This window comes from Vibrio sp. L5-1 (genome assembly GCF_021728315.1).
Lineage (GTDB): Bacteria > Pseudomonadota > Gammaproteobacteria > Enterobacterales > Vibrionaceae > Vibrio > Vibrio splendidus_K.
In genome coordinates, this window is the sequence record NZ_JAKKCQ010000013.1 from 1 (window position 1) to 12921 (window position 12921).

The following is a 12921-nucleotide window of genomic DNA, read 5'->3' on the forward strand; positions in this document are numbered from 1 at the left end:
ACCGTGACATATTTAATCAACAAGGATTTAAGTCTCAAGTCTGGAGACAATTCTCAGCACCAAGCAAGAAGAAGACACAAGCCAAAATGGAAAAGTATATTGAAATGATCGATGATTCGATAGTTTCATTGGAAAAACGAACAAGAAAAATCAACAATATCAATCAACTAAACAAATATTTGAGATCTCTTGCTTTCTATTGAGCCTGTGTTTAAAAAAAGAGGCTTAATCCTGACATTTTTAGCCAGTTTACAGTCAATCTGGCCCCTGTTTATCTCACGCAATTAAAGACCGTAAAAAAGCTCTCTAGGATAACGAAGTGATGTGACGGTATTCAGAGTTTAGAGCTATCTCGTTTTAGATTAGGGCTTTAAAGATTCAGTCCGAGAGGAGCATGGTGACTTTTAAATTATGAGTTTCTAGTTGAAAAGACTGACAAAAATCCCCTTTTGAAAAGATTAACAACACTTTTTTAATAAACTAAAACTTCCGTTAAATAGAAAGAATATATTCATGAGTCGAAACCTTAAACATTATCAAGCCTTTGATGAGATCGTGACGAATGCGCTTCTCGCCCTGTATTTAACGATAAGTCAGCAAGGGGGATATTGGACAGCGAAAAGAAGAAATGAATTTTTGGTAAAATTCATCAAACCAAAAATAAAACACCCTCAGTTTTCGATATGTAAAAATGAGCTAAAGACCATGCTCAGCATTGGCCGTAGTGCAACAGGTAACCTTGAAGAAAAACTATGGAATGCCAATCAAATGAACCTCGAGTATCAAGCCAAATTTTCGCAGGCTGATGAACTCTATATCATGTTAACGGAATTATTTGAGCAGCATCAGTTTCCATCTATGTTAGAAAATCTCGAAAAAGAAATGGAGCGGGATACGCTTTACATGAAAGAAAAAAGTATAGAGCAGGGGTTTGATGAAGATAATAACCAAATTAAACCACTGCCAATGAAGGTGAAAACCCATCGGTTGGAAGCGTTAATTGAAGCGCTGCAAGCCAAAGGCTTTTATCGCGTAGAAGTTGACCATGAAGATGAAGTCATTCACCTTTTATTGCATCGAGAGTGATAACGATTATGCAATTAAAGAGGGCCCTTCTATTTCTCGGTTTTACCTTGGGTAGACTGGTGCCCGACTAAATGCCCAACTTCAACCTTGAATGAAAGCTTTCCCATAGGACAACGCACCCCAAAGCTAGTCTGACCAAGTAGGTCATAACGAGGTAGAGTTTTTTCAATACGCAACTCTGGCTTACGCCTGAACCTTTTAACATTCGCATAGGGTCTTATTCATTTTGCCACCCAAATCCGGATTTAGGTCGAGTATAATGTACAGCGATACTCGCCATTAAAACAACCTGTAACACGGAGCCTTCCATCCTAATGGTAAGGTAAAAATTCACCCAAAACCTTAACGGACGCCAGTTTACAATGCAGAGACACAATCAGAGTTTAGGACTATTTATACTTTTTCTTTATACAGACACAAGTAATCAGCAATCTGCTCTTACGAGGCTGATGGTTATATGAGATATTCCGAAACACCCCCTTTGATTTACATTGTTACTGAAACTCAACTTGAGAGTGCTCTATCCTCTATAGCCACCAAGAACTTACATATTTACTGTGCATTTACTCAGAAAAGTTTGAACACTAAATTAATCAAAGATATTCAGTACAGCCACTTTAAATCCATAAGCTTTAGCGACGCTCAAACTCTCTACCCTCAAGAAACACTTTCGGTTAAAAACAGGGCAAAGTGATTGATGTTAATGAACAGTAAATTATGCGCCAGCTACACGCTAACAATAACCAAAGACTACTCGCTAACGCTTCCAAGCTCTAAATGTGAGGACTCTATGCCGTCCTACGGGCTACGCCCTACCTGCACAGCAGTAACAAAAAGAAAATACTTCGCACTTCCTTTTCCTTACCACTCGGTATTTTTTGATAACGTTAGATACGATTCGACAACTAAACCTTGGCATCATGTCGTGAAGATTAATGGCAGCGTTTTTTTAAGATAGTATTCACATTACCTTGAATAAGTTCGATACGATCAGCTCGTTTACATTCCCAGGTACTCACAGGAAATTGCTTATCCCATGCCATCATTAACTGACGTTGCTGCTTACTCATATTGTAACGAGCGTAAGTCTCTTCCATATACAAGTACGTTCGAGCAATACGACCACGAGCGCTCATCGGCGGCTCAACTTTACGCTCACTAATTTTCATCGCGCACAATCCGAAGTCAGACTGTTCGTTCGGTAGCATCGTAAAATTGTAATTGCTGCGCATCGCATTAACCGAACCAATTGCAGGAAACAAATTATACAAATCAGATTGCATCAGTCTGTATTCTTGATTCGCTTTGTTCGCGCAGCGTCGTCCTTTATAAGCCTGCCCTTTGCTATTGACGCATAACTCATCCCCTTCACGCCATTCAATAAATGTTCGGCCAAAGTTTTCGGCTGGGACGACATGTTCCCACTCCACTTTTTTTGCTCGCTTCTCGTATTTATCCGACTTAAAACCAGGAGGGGGAATGATGAATTTTTGACCATCAAAGCTGGCATTACAATACAATGTTTTTCGATGATCGAAATAAACACTCTGTTCTAACTGCTTTTTAGCCGTACTGAATGATTCAATATGGTTATTTCCTGCAAAGACATAAAGTGGAAATAACAACACTGTAGTAACAAAAGCTCTCTTCATACTGACTTCCTACCTTCCAAATTTATAATTTGACTCGGGCTTGAGGGGGGTCCCACCGCTCCCCCCTTCACGAGACAACAAATACCCGCCATGATCGGGCTTTTTTAACAATTGTATGGCTTGACGATAAGTGGTGCGCATCACGCGCCAATCGATTACCATCGAGCCGATAACCATCAGGGTTGTCGAGCTGCCCATTTTTAATCATCGACCACAGCTCCACACCAGCGAGTGTGGCTGTTGCACCTTCATTTGATTTCCATCCCAGGCACTAATGCATCTTACCTTTCACTTTCCGATGGCTCTGCTCGACAATGTTGTTCAGATACTTAACTTGAAGCACTTCAATCAGGTTAAGCATCTTCCCTGTCAGCCAGAGTTGAACATTGATGTTATGCAGCGCTAACGCGTTGGCAACACTCTTATCGATAACCACTTTTTCTGGTAATCCATTATAGCCGAGCCTTGGTAAAGAAGGCGCGAGCCGCTTTCTCATCACGGCGATTACAGAGTAAAAAATCAATGACATGACCGTACTTATCAACCGCTCGAGAGTAATATTTCCACTGACCTTTGGCGTTAATGTACGTCTCGTCCATTCGCCACGAAGAAGCGAAAGGCTTCTTTATTTTACGAACCTGGTACTCAAGCAAGGGGGCATATTTAATGACCCAACGGTTCAAGGTTGAGTGGTCAACATTGATTCCGCGCTCTGCTAACACCTCTTCTATTTCACGATAGCTTAGCTTATAGGAAATATAGTAACTAACGGACTGCAGGATGATCTCAGAAGGAAAATGACGGCCAGTGAACTTAATAGTCATAATGTTAAAGCCGATGAATGTTGAGGGTAAGCATAACCTACCACCCTTGTTTGCGACAAAACCGCCCAAAGTAAGTTAGTGCTACGAAACCCACTAAACCTCAATAGATTAGAAAAAGTATTTTAATATCTTAAACACTTGTTCACCGCTAGCTCGGCTGCTTAGGAAAAACCTTTACATTAGTTGATATTTGATACCAATCTAGCTTTTCGCTCACCCAAACATGTGCTTGAGGTTCGAAAATATCAGCTGCAGATAGCTCAGTTGGTTTGAGCTTTAATTTAACTGTTTCCGGTGCATCCGGATTGAAATGGTAAATTCTGTTTCCACAATTTGGACAGAACATCGCGCAATTACGATTGCCACTATCAGCTAAACGCTCCCAACTTTTCAGTTGACCAGAAAACTCTATTTTCTCGGCATCGACAACTGCTGTGATGCTAAATGGACTAGTAGACAGTTTTTGGCATTCTGTACAGTGGCAAGCAAAAACCATTAGTGGTTTTTCATATAAGTCATAGGTCACTTGCCCGCACTGACATGCTCCTTTAAGTGGATATTCCATTTATTGTTCCTCCTCGTAACATATGGCAGCTAACATCGAATTAAGTAACGAGCGACGCTACCGTCTAACCTAAGTCATTACACCGTAAACATAAAAATCAACTTGAATTGAAAAATCCGAGAAGTGTGTCTCTCCCCCTGTAAAGGGGAAATTTTAAATTTAATTTCAATAACTTAAGTGAGAATTATAGCCTAAAACCATTTTTATGTAGCTAATATGTAACTTTATAGTTCTACAGACTTAAACTTCACAACAAACTGTTTATGAAACATTTCTGGACAGCAATGAGCCAGCAGCCAAAAGAACAAACGCGAGAACTATTGGTTCTCGCGTAATCATTTAACCTTACTGGTGCGCTTTCTTGCTTATCGGCTTTAAAACTTTCATAACTAACGACTGTTTCCACATACCAATACCTGTTAAAGCAAGTGCTGGTATTAGACCCCATAGCGTAGCTGTAATATATGCTTCATAGCTTCCTAAGGGTGAATAGAAGGCCGCACCAACAAATAGCGCTAACGCTATGTGTATCCATCTCATAACTATTCTTATGTTCTTACCATTCATGACGCTTTCCTTCTGATGTTATTGTAAGTTCCATGATAAAGCTGCTTTATCTATAGTTCTTATAATTGCGACAAACGGTGTTTACAGAGCGTGAGTGGCTTTGTTGCGTAATTAAATTTAGAGATAGAGCCAACCCGTTTCGCGTATTTCTTAGTCAATACGACAAGTTTCAGGCATACCTAACCTAGTAAGCTTGTTCAACGCTTTTATCATCGCGTAAGTTTCACCCACCTGGGCATTGTAATTTCTTAAGCTCAATTTCCCTCCTAGCAACTCTTTAACTCGATACATCGCTGTTTCTGAGAGTGAACGTTTGTGGTACCCAGACCGCTCTTTCCAATACTTATTTGAGCCGTATAATTTCTGGCAACCCACGGCGAGATTCCGAGGGTGACCACGCTCCCAGAAGGCAGCCCCTTCTCTTGGGGGAATAAGTGCAATGGCTCCCTTAATCTTAATAGCAGCGTGACACGCTCTCGTGTCGTAAGTGCCATCACCAGACACCTCAAGGATACCTCGGCGTGTTTGTTTCAGTAAGTTCGGGAGTACTTCTCCATCTGTAACCGTCGATAAACTTAGCTCGGCAGCAATGATCTCATGAGTGTTGGTATCGACGGCAATATGGAGCTTTCGCCAGACTCTACGCTTGCCATCCGTAACGTGTTTTTTGACTTTCTATTCGCCTTCGCCATAAACCTTAAGGCCAGTAGTATCAATGGCTAGATGCTGTATCGCTCCTCTCGTTTTAGTCTTAAATGAAACCTCAACTTGCTTGGCTCTACAACTGATGCAGGTGTAATGCGGACAACTTAACGGTACATGGGCTAGCCTAAATATCGAGTCGATAAATCCTTGAAGCGCTCTCAATGGCATAGAAAAAACTCGTTTGACCATGAGTGCTGTCGTGATAGCTAAATCACTGAACCAACGCGGCCTCCCGCGCTTATTCTGTTTGCTTTGCGCCCACCCGCTTATTGCTTCTTCATCAATCCAAAAGGTCAGAGAACCACGGTTAATGAGTGATTGGTTGTATTGCTTCCAGTTGGTTGTTTTGTAACGAGGCTTAGGCATAGGACTACGAGAGAGAATGGAGGTAGCTGAGCAGATCGTAGGTTCTTGATTTAGTTCCATTGAATTACGCAACAAAGCCTAGGGAAGTTCAGGTTCAGATAGACGATCCGCATCTTTATGAACCTCTTCGGTTTACGCTGGATTTTATTTTAGATGTAAATAATATATTAATTATAAATTATATTATTTAATAAATTATCACTCACCACTCAAGGCAGGGCCATTAACGTACTGTATTTAATATAAAAATACCAAGATGAAAATTAATTACCAATAAATTTCACATTTCCCACCTTTTACCTACGCTATTTAATTTTTATATAATTATATAACATTAAAAAAGAACGAGGTCCCCTTCAAATAAAATTATTATCGAGGAGAGCTAGGGTTTTCTTAGCTATTATATCTCACTGACTTTATTAAAGAACGACCAATTAAAATTAAGTATTTTATTTATTATTTAGGTTGACGTAATGAAAATTATATTACCCCTTGTTAGTCTTTCACTTCTGCTTCTTCTTGGTTGTAAAGAAAAAGCGGGCTCTGAGGTGCAGAAGATATTTGCCGGTGAATTACTCCTCTCACCAAATGAAATGGTTGGTTTCTCAGAAATCGTGGAGAGCGAACCTCAAATACCTGCTGCAATGAACCCAGAGTTTGAGGTCATGTCAGGGAAAGAGTTCGTAAAACTGACCAAGGATAAAAAGATCGTTGCGCTCAAAAATGGTCAAGCGCAGCTAAAAAATAAACGGAATGGTGATTTATATCACTTAAAAATTGATTCAAATGACTTAGGGACAAAATTTTTAAACATAGCTTTCATCGATTTATACTCGGGACTTGTGCTGACTGAAGATGTACCCCTTACCGTAGGTCATCACTACGCCTTAGGAATGTCTAGCCGCTTCCCATTAAAGCAAAACGATGTGAAATTAAAGACCCCGATGGGGAAACTCGTCCAACAAGATGCCCTCGGTAATATCTTCCTTACTCCTACCGAGGAAAACCTTCAAGACAAAGAAGAGGAACTTTTAATACAAATCCAAGTGAACGGTCGGGAATACGCGAAATATTTTAAAATACAACAAAAACAGTTAAGTGGAAGCAAGCTAATTACTGATCCTCAAAAGCGTTTCTTGCCTGTCGGGGCAAAAGTCTCCCCTTTGGTTTCGTATATTAACGCGGACGGGAAGGTTCACCCTGTTAGAGCGGAGTTGTTAACTTATGTAATTGAAGGACAAAAACTATCTCTGGCAGAACTCCACGATTTTCTGTCAAATCCAAGGAACATAGGACGTCATGAGATCTTAGTTAAACACCCTAATATAGTCGAGACGGCGAGTTTAAATTATGAAATTGTAACGTTGGGCGATTTTGTGACAATGTTCGAAACCACTGTCAACCTGCCATCTTTACCAGAAGTATTACAAGCACATATCGATGTTCCATATCGTCTACTTATCACAAGCAACGGAGTAGATGTCACATCCTTAGTCGAAATCGAGGTAAGCCCTGACGGGGCTGGGAGGATTGAAGACGGTTTTCTTATTATGTCTGAAAACGCCTTAGTCTCTGTCTCGATTAACGGGAGTAAGCTTTCTTCGTACCTACCCCATCAGCCCGATTATTACAAAGTGAAGGTAGATAACACAGATCTACGTTTAAACCTTAATGTAGCAGATAGCCTCTACACGAGAAGGGATAAAGGCTTGCCCGTCCGTTTATTATTGAATGACGTTAATGTCACTAACCGTAACCTAGAAGTTGAATTCATTAACTCCAACGGTGAAAAAGTCCCCGGAAGTAAAGGAAAAAAAGCCTGGTCAACCTGTAATTTGAGTTTTTCTGAACCTCGGGCAATGGTTCTTTTTGATGACAAAATTTATGGAGTGCCAGGAAACCAAACGCATGAATCATTGTTCACGTTTGACTGCCGCGAAAGAGATTATATCAACCCCATCCAAGCTATAGATTTTGTGGCGATAAGCAGTATGGGGAGCAATGAGATAATAAACCGCTCTGGCGCACCTTCATTAAAGCACATCGAAGTAAATGGCGTTTATAGGATATCGTATTAATCACCTATAAGCTTGAGATTGATTACAACAACATCAAAACATCAGATACTCACATATATAATCAAAATCATCATTCAATGACTCTTGCCAAAAATATTGAATTAAATGGTCAACAGCTATCTTTCGAAGATATACCTTACCTAAAATTGGGGAGTCCAATAATGGTAAGTGCTATAAATGAAGAAGGTGAAAATACGTGTCATTCAAGGTCCACACTTAGATACGTCAATACCCGTAGGCTCAACTGGTCGCTTGGCATTTAAAAGAAAAGACGGGACAGACTATGAAATTAAATTCAATCGAACCACCTCTTTTTTAAGGTCTTATCAATACATGTCTACAATGTATGGTAATATTTTCTCGAAATCAGGGGGGAATATTTTACCAGTCCCGCTAACTGATTATCCATTGATTAACAAAAAAATAGACTAAGAATGTCGTCTGGAGCGGCATTCTTTTCTAAAAAATCACCTCAAACATCAAGATTAACGTTTAAAAACTTACACTATAAATAGCCTCCACCCTATTACATCGCACTTATCTATTTTTCGCTGATGATTCAATAACATTTTATATTCTTACAGATAACTATTAGATAAAACCTACCCCTCTATTGGAAGGGGTTGTGGTGTAAATTTTACCACGCGCTGTATCTAAATTAATACTCCAAGTACTGACAAGATTCTAGAACGCACCATCACATCAAGCAATCCCATAAAATAAATATCATTTAGAGACTGGAGGCATTTCGCAGACAGTATCTAACTCTAAATCCCATCATAAAATCTTAATGAAAATAAATTAAATTTAAATTATTACCAAATAGCCTTCATATTCGTTATTTTGATTTATATAATGATTTAAAATTTAACTAGAATCCCCTTTCTAAGGAGAACAATTTACTAGATTTAAATATATTTCCATTCAATTAACTTTAGTCGTTGAAATCATGGTTTTTCTTATAAAAAAAGAGTACGTTGCTATGATAAATAAAAAACTAGAAAAAACAATTCAAAAAAAAACGAGGTTTAGAGACTCTATTACGCTATCTTCGAATTAAGTTAAAAAGTAGAAAAAATAAAAATGCATCTCTCGATGTGAGATACCTTTCTGACCATTTAAAAAAAGACATTGGGGTATATGATAAGTACCGCTAACATAATTAATAAATCTTCGTCCTCTTGCTTACTGGTTATGTCGCAAAGTTTGGTTGACTACATACGCACTAATTTTTAGATGCAATTAGGCTGCTAGCACAAAATTAATCCCAAGCAGATAAGCCTTCAGGATTGTAGAGCTGTCTATTTTCATAGCTCCAGTTCTGCAAGCGGCAGAACTGGCTCCATCATCAGGTTCCTATCCCAGGCAAGGAGGCATCTTACCTTTCCGGTAACTTTGCTCAGCTATTAGACAATGGTCAATAACATAGATGTGATTAATAACCAAATTTCCGCTTTATTATCATCTTTCAAGCTGAACAAGAGGGAAACCAAAACATGTATCTAGCCTCATTCATAGCTTTGGTTGGCTCGCTATTATTTACATATTTCGGGATACCATTAGGTGCAATGTTCGGTGCTCTGATTGCTCTTTTATTAACGTCAAAAGCAGGGTTTACTCTAACTCTTCCCAAAAGCACATTGACTGGTGTCCAGTTAATCCTTGGGACCACAGTGGGCTCAATCGTCCCTGTACAAACTCTTTCCAAGGGTTATCCGATATTACTTTTTATAGGACTCGTCCTTTGTATGTCAGCACAAGTTCTCACCTCCTATATCTGGCTTTATAAGCGAGAGAAATGGTCAAAATATGAAAGCCTACTTGGGTCGGTTCCGGGAGCAATGGCCGCGGTTCTTGTCATTAATGAAAAGCACAATTCGCCTTCTAGTAAAGTAGTTTTCACTCACACAGTTCGACTCATATTCTTAATCATTGCTTCCGCTCTTCTTGTCTCAACGGACAAATCACCAATTCCTGGACCTGCTATTTCATTAGACAATCTTTGCATACTTCTCCCACTTTTCCTCGCCTACTTTTCAGGTTTACTTTTCGATAAAATTGGGACTCCTGCACCGTATATGGTAACTGGAATGTTAGCAACTATGTTTGTAAACGCAGGGTTACCGTCATACAATTTTCTTGTCCCGACAGAACTTGTATTTATTGCGACATCCGCTCTAGGGGCATTGATAGGGATCCGTCTAAAAGATATAACCGGTGCAGATGTCTTCTCTTATGCGCGAGCAGGGATCATTGCTACAACGTTAAGTCTTACAGTAACGGTTAGTTTTGCTTATATATTCAGTAAGCTAATTGATAAGGAGTTCCTAGTACTCTTGATGTCATGGGTTCCAGGCAGTGTTGAGTCTATGACTGTTGCTGCTATTTATCTTGGGCTAGAGCCTGCACTAATTATGCTTAGTCATATCATTCGCATGATAATCCTTCATTCTATTCCTCTCTGCTCCAATGTTTATAAACATTTACGAAGCAATTATGAAAGGTGACATTGGCTTAGTTTCATTAAAAAACCTCGGTTAATATTAACGCTATTCTCCTAGGTTAGTCCAAGTAACCTGAACTCTGTAAACGCATGCGAGCCTTTGGGGTCAATTCATATAGCCAAGCCAATCAATATGACCACTTCCCCATTCCTTTGCACTCATTGGTTTTATATAAAGCTCATCGACCTGTTCAACAGCAACACCATAATTCGTGTGTTCATGAAGCCTTAACCAAGAGTTGCTTCCCTTGGTTTACTCGCCACCTTAGGTATTTTAACTTTGGTGTCGTAACTCACACTTATTTACAGAACTCCAAGTGTGACTCACCAAAACCCTAGTCATAAAGTTTGGTGCACTTATGTTATTCCAAAAAACATTTTAATCACCATTCCCAAAAACCCACTTCATATCTAAGCCATTCAACCTCCTCATCGGCACCATGCCATTTATGTCAGTTAGGAGCCTCGAAGGTATTAATAACGAAAGAAGCCACCGAGAGGTTTTATGTCTAAATTTTTGTTCAGATTAAGTGCAACTTCGTTGAATTGATCACTACCGACCGAATAATTTTGAGAGAAACTCAAGAGCAAGGGGCATAAATTATTATTACTTCGATGTGTTTCTATTCTTACGCTGTTAGCCTAAAGATTTGATGGGGTAGAATATGACCCCGACGCTGATGAAAATAGGCCATTTGCTCGAAATTATCCGAGGTTTAAATCAGGCTCACCGTGACATCTTTAATCAACAAGGCTCCTTATGAAAAATAGTACGATTGGCATCATTGGTATTGGCCCTCGAGGACTAAGCGTTTTAGAGCGTATAATAGCCCTCTCAATAGATCCCCCCCATCAACCATTAGATATAAAAGTATTTGACCCAAACCTTCCAGGCTCTGGGTGTCATAATGTCAAACAACCGAATCATTTACTCGTAAATACAGTCAGCTCTCAAATCACTATGTTCGCTGATGAGAGTGTGAGTGAAGCTAAAAATATAATTTCAGGGCCTAATTTTTATCAATGGTTGTGCGAAAGACCCAAAGATGAGCTAAGTCCTAAAACAATATTGCCGAACGAATACTATTCTCGTGCTCTTTTTGGTGAGTATCTGAATTGGGTATTTCACTACCTTGTTGATATGTCCTTTTCACATATCACGATCGACTATGTACCTTCTGAAATTATTGATATCACCAAATTAGATGATAACTCTTGGAATTTGCTTGATGACCGAAGCCTTATCACCAATGTTGAATACCTCTACTTAACTACAGGGCACACGAAAGCCAAATATATAAACCCTGATACTGCCCAAGAAATTTTTAATCCATACCCATTAAAAGAAAAACTAAAAAATATCACTTCAAATCAAACGGTCGCTCTCCAAGGGCTCGGATTAACGGCTTGTGACATTCTGGCAGAGTTGTCGATTGGGCGTGGCGGAGAATTCATCCGCCCTCAAAAAGGTTGCCTTCAATATTTACCTTCTGGAAATGAGCCCAAAATCATCGCCTATTCACGCTCTGGTCTGCCTTTGTCCGGAAGAGCGGAAAACCAAAAAGGAACATCTAAGCAGTACCATGCTAAGTTTCTAACACCTGAGAAGGTCGCCAACTTTAGAGAACGAGGGGACGTCAGTTTTATAAAAGACATACTGCCTTTGCTTATAAAAGACATGGAGTATGCGTACTACGAAAGCTACCTAAGCCAAAAGAAAGGGCTTATTGCGGCCCAAAAATTTTGTAACCAGTTTCTATACTCACGACTGAATGAACAGAAAGTGCTCGTTGCTAAAACCATTTCGATTGAAGATAGGTTTAGTTGGGAGAAACTTACCGCACCAGTCCCAAGCTACGCGCTTGCCTCTCCAGACGTCTATATTGCTTGGCTGATAGATTTCCTTGAAGCCGATATTAAAGAAGCTAAAAAAGGGAACCTCAGTAGCCCAATAAAATCGGCTAGCGACGTATTACGTGACTTAAGAGATCTCATTCGAAGTGTTATCGACTTTAAAGGCCTGACGGAAGAATCACATCGTTGGGTTGATTCTGTGTTTATTCCTTTGATGAACCGGCTCGCCGTAGGTCCACCAAAAGAAAGAATAGAAGAGATGGTCGCTTTGCTAAAAAGTGGTGTACTCAAGTTAAATCTTGGTCCTTCGCCAGACGTAAGACATAGTTCGAATACAAACTTGTTCACTCTCAAATCAACAATGTGGCCTGAACTACAAGAACAAGCCAACATAAAAATTCATGGAAAGATCACAATACACAGCCCGGAAGACGATGGGACTGAGCTCTGGAAAAACCTTTTAGCTAAACAATATACAAGGCTTTACTTCAATGGAAATTATCATCCCGGTGGGATTGATGTAACACCAAACATGAATGTGATCGATGCAAACGGAATCGAGCAAAATAACATTTGGGCGCTGGGCATTCCGACAGAAGGCAATAAATTTTACACCTTTATCATACCTAGACCTGGTGTTAACTCTACGGCGCTTGTCGATGCAGGTAGGTCGGTCCGGGCTCTCTTTAAACAGTTGTCTTAGGCCCAGGCTTAAGATGAA

The 12921-nt window shown here is 39.7% G+C and carries 7 protein-coding genes and 4 pseudogenes; 5 read left to right on the plus strand and 6 right to left on the minus strand.

The window, feature by feature from the left end; genetic code table 11:
- A pseudogene (locus L3V35_RS23750) lies at window positions 1–203 on the plus strand (hypothetical protein); the annotation flags it as partial.
- Window positions 204–513: 310 nt separating this feature from the next.
- Window positions 514–1086, plus strand: coding sequence for a DUF2913 family protein (locus L3V35_RS23755; protein ID WP_237300742.1), 573 nt, complete (start codon window positions 514–516; stop codon window positions 1084–1086).
- A 932-nt stretch (window positions 1087–2018) separates the two neighbouring features.
- On the opposite strand, the gene L3V35_RS23760 is transcribed toward L3V35_RS23755, so the two are convergent.
- From L3V35_RS23760 to L3V35_RS23780, 5 genes and pseudogenes are all read right to left on the minus strand, one after another.
- Complete coding sequence (locus L3V35_RS23760; RefSeq protein WP_171388291.1) at window positions 2019–2738, minus strand: endonuclease; 720 nt, start codon at window positions 2736–2738, stop codon at window positions 2019–2021.
- A gap of 187 nt (window positions 2739–2925) precedes the next feature.
- A pseudogene (locus tag L3V35_RS23765) lies at window positions 2926–3562 on the minus strand (IS6 family transposase); the annotation flags it as partial.
- A gap of 148 nt (window positions 3563–3710) precedes the next feature.
- On the minus strand, window positions 3711–4127 hold the full coding sequence (locus tag L3V35_RS23770; protein ID WP_171388290.1) for a GFA family protein: 417 nt from the start codon (window positions 4125–4127) through the stop codon (window positions 3711–3713).
- A gap of 345 nt (window positions 4128–4472) precedes the next feature.
- Window positions 4473–4694 carry a hypothetical protein gene (locus tag L3V35_RS23775; RefSeq protein WP_171388289.1) on the minus strand — a complete coding sequence of 74 codons (222 nt, stop codon included), beginning with the start codon at window positions 4692–4694 and terminating at the stop codon, window positions 4473–4475.
- A 150-nt stretch (window positions 4695–4844) separates the two neighbouring features.
- Window positions 4845–5765 (minus strand): annotated as a pseudogene (locus L3V35_RS23780) (IS5 family transposase).
- A 473-nt stretch (window positions 5766–6238) separates the two neighbouring features.
- On the opposite strand from L3V35_RS23780, the gene L3V35_RS23785 reads away from it, so the two are divergent.
- Both L3V35_RS23785 and L3V35_RS23790 read left to right on the plus strand, forming a co-directional pair.
- A complete protein-coding gene (locus tag L3V35_RS23785) occupies window positions 6239–7843 on the plus strand; it encodes a hypothetical protein (RefSeq protein WP_237300743.1) in 1605 nt (534 codons plus the stop codon).
- 1496 nt (window positions 7844–9339) lie between these two features.
- A complete protein-coding gene (locus tag L3V35_RS23790) occupies window positions 9340–10350 on the plus strand; it encodes an AbrB family transcriptional regulator (RefSeq protein WP_237300744.1) in 1011 nt (336 codons plus the stop codon).
- A gap of 102 nt (window positions 10351–10452) precedes the next feature.
- Here the strand turns inward: L3V35_RS23790 and L3V35_RS23795 are convergent.
- Window positions 10453–10584 (minus strand): annotated as a pseudogene (locus L3V35_RS23795) (GNAT family N-acetyltransferase); the annotation flags it as partial.
- Between the two features lie 522 nt (window positions 10585–11106).
- Between L3V35_RS23795 and L3V35_RS23800 the strand changes: the two are divergent.
- On the plus strand, window positions 11107–12903 hold the full coding sequence (locus tag L3V35_RS23800) for an FAD/NAD(P)-binding protein (RefSeq protein WP_237300745.1): 1797 nt from the start codon (window positions 11107–11109) through the stop codon (window positions 12901–12903).
- Window positions 12904–12921 lie beyond the last annotated feature (18 nt).

Bases quoted from the DNA above. Each gene is read 5' to 3' on its own strand.
- L3V35_RS23755 (WP_237300742.1), top strand. From the start codon at position 514: ATGAGTCGAAACCTTAAACATTATCAAGCCTTTGATGAGATCGTGACG.
- L3V35_RS23760 (WP_171388291.1), bottom strand. From the start codon at position 2,738: ATGAAGAGAGCTTTTGTTACTACAGTGTTGTTATTTCCACTTTATGTC.
- L3V35_RS23770 (WP_171388290.1), bottom strand. From the start codon at position 4,127: ATGGAATATCCACTTAAAGGAGCATGTCAGTGCGGGCAAGTGACCTAT.
- L3V35_RS23775 (WP_171388289.1), bottom strand. From the start codon at position 4,694: ATGAATGGTAAGAACATAAGAATAGTTATGAGATGGATACACATAGCG.
- L3V35_RS23785 (WP_237300743.1), top strand. From the start codon at position 6,239: ATGAAAATTATATTACCCCTTGTTAGTCTTTCACTTCTGCTTCTTCTT.
- L3V35_RS23790 (WP_237300744.1), top strand. From the start codon at position 9,340: ATGTATCTAGCCTCATTCATAGCTTTGGTTGGCTCGCTATTATTTACA.
- L3V35_RS23800 (WP_237300745.1), top strand. From the start codon at position 11,107: ATGAAAAATAGTACGATTGGCATCATTGGTATTGGCCCTCGAGGACTA.